The following is a 1672-nucleotide window of genomic DNA, read 5'->3' on the forward strand; positions in this document are numbered from 1 at the left end:
GTACCTCGCTCTCACTGGCCATCGTGTCCTTGCGATCGACCTCGACCCACAGGCTTCACTCACTGCTCTTCATGGGATGCAGCCCGAACTTGACAAGAATCCGTCGCTTTTCGAGGCGCTTCGCTACGATGATCAACGCAGCTCGATCAAGGACGTGATTCAACCGACGAATTTTCCGGGGCTCGACATCGTCCCGGCGAACCTCGAACTCCAGGAATACGAGTACGAGACACCACTAGCGGCTTCGAACAAAAATTCCCCTGAAGGGCGTATGTTCTTCACCCGCATTACGCAGGCCCTTAAAGAGGTCGACGATCAATATGACGTGGTTGTGATCGATTGCCCTCCTCAGCTCGGCTATCTCACGCTCACCGCGCTGACAGCCTCCACATCTGTTCTTATCACGGTCCATCCGCAGATGCTCGACATCATGTCGATGAGCCAGTTCCTGCTCATGCTTGGCGGGATCTTGCAGTCGATAAAGGGGGTCGGGGCGAAAGTCCGGCTGAAGTGGTTCCGCTATCTGGTGACGAGATACGAGCCGATGGACGGGCCGCAGGCACAGATGGTTGGTTTCATGCAGGCGATGTTCAACAAGCGGATGCTCACCAATCAGATGGTTAAGTCCACCGCCATATCTGATGCCGGTATTACCAAGCAGACCCTTTATGAGGTTGAGCGCAGCCAGTTCACGCGTTCAACGTATGACCGTGCGATGGAGTCCCTCAACGCAGTCAATAGCGAGATTGTCTCGCTGATACACAAAGCATGGGGGCGGAAGTGATCGCTTTCTTGACAGCCGTGCAGAACCGCAAAAAACCTCGCAAAATCAGCGCAGTAAATACGAGAATGGAGGGTGCAAATGGCTAGAAAGCACCTCTTGGCCAACATCGGGGCGACCGTGGGCGATCGGAAGCCGCAAAGCAATTCATCGGAGAGCAGGGCCGAATATGCCCGTCGTGGCGCAACGCGCTCGATGATGCAGTCTCTCGATGAGATGGCGGAAAACTCTATGCGCGTCCTAGAGGGCGAAACGATCGTATCCCTTGATCCGGACCTCCTTGAGGCCTCCCCTTTCGCTGATCGGATTGCCAGCAACGACGAGGATTTTTCCGCGTTGGTCTCGGCTATTGAGCAGGCTGGTCAGTCCTCGCCTATCCTCGTTCGGCCTCACCCAGATGTTTCTGGCCGCTTTGTCATTGTTTACGGCCATCGCCGTGCTCGCGCTGCCCGTCATCTCGGCATCGCTGTGAAGGCCGTCGTCAAGCCGATCGAGGACATCGCACATGTGATCGCACAGGGGCAGGAAAACACCGCCCGCTCCGACCTCACTTTCATCGAGAAGGCCCTCTTTGCACGTAAACTGACCAGCTCCGGAATTGACAAGGAGACGGTCAAAAGCGCGCTTACAATCGACGATACGCTCCTGTCCCGAATGCTGGCAGTTGCGGAGCACGTTCCCGAACATGTTCTGGATGCATTGGGCGCCGCGAGAGGCGTTGGGAGGGATCGCTGGGAGGAGCTCAAGAAACTTCTCCAATTGCCTGGCAAATCGGCCCAGGCGTCAAATCTAATTCGAAGCGACGAGTTTGCGAGTGTCGATACCGACCAGCGCTTCGCAGTTTTGCTCGACGACCTGAAGAAGAAGGCGAAGAGCAAAAAAACCGCGGTA

General features: G+C 55.9%; 2 protein-coding genes. Both read left to right on the forward strand.

What is annotated here, in order from left to right; genetic code table 11:
* Nucleotides 1-784: plasmid partitioning protein RepA (repA, locus tag EOB59_RS34705; protein WP_128290293.1), on the forward strand; the 784-nt coding region annotated here is incomplete at its 5' end.
* Between the two features lie 78 nt (nucleotides 785-862).
* Nucleotides 863-1672: plasmid partitioning protein RepB (gene repB / locus EOB59_RS34710; protein ID WP_128290294.1), on the forward strand; the 810-nt coding region annotated here is incomplete at its 3' end.

It is taken from the genome of Mesorhizobium sp. M7A.F.Ca.MR.176.00.0.0 (genome assembly GCF_004023165.1).
Classification (GTDB): domain Bacteria; phylum Pseudomonadota; class Alphaproteobacteria; order Rhizobiales; family Rhizobiaceae; genus Mesorhizobium.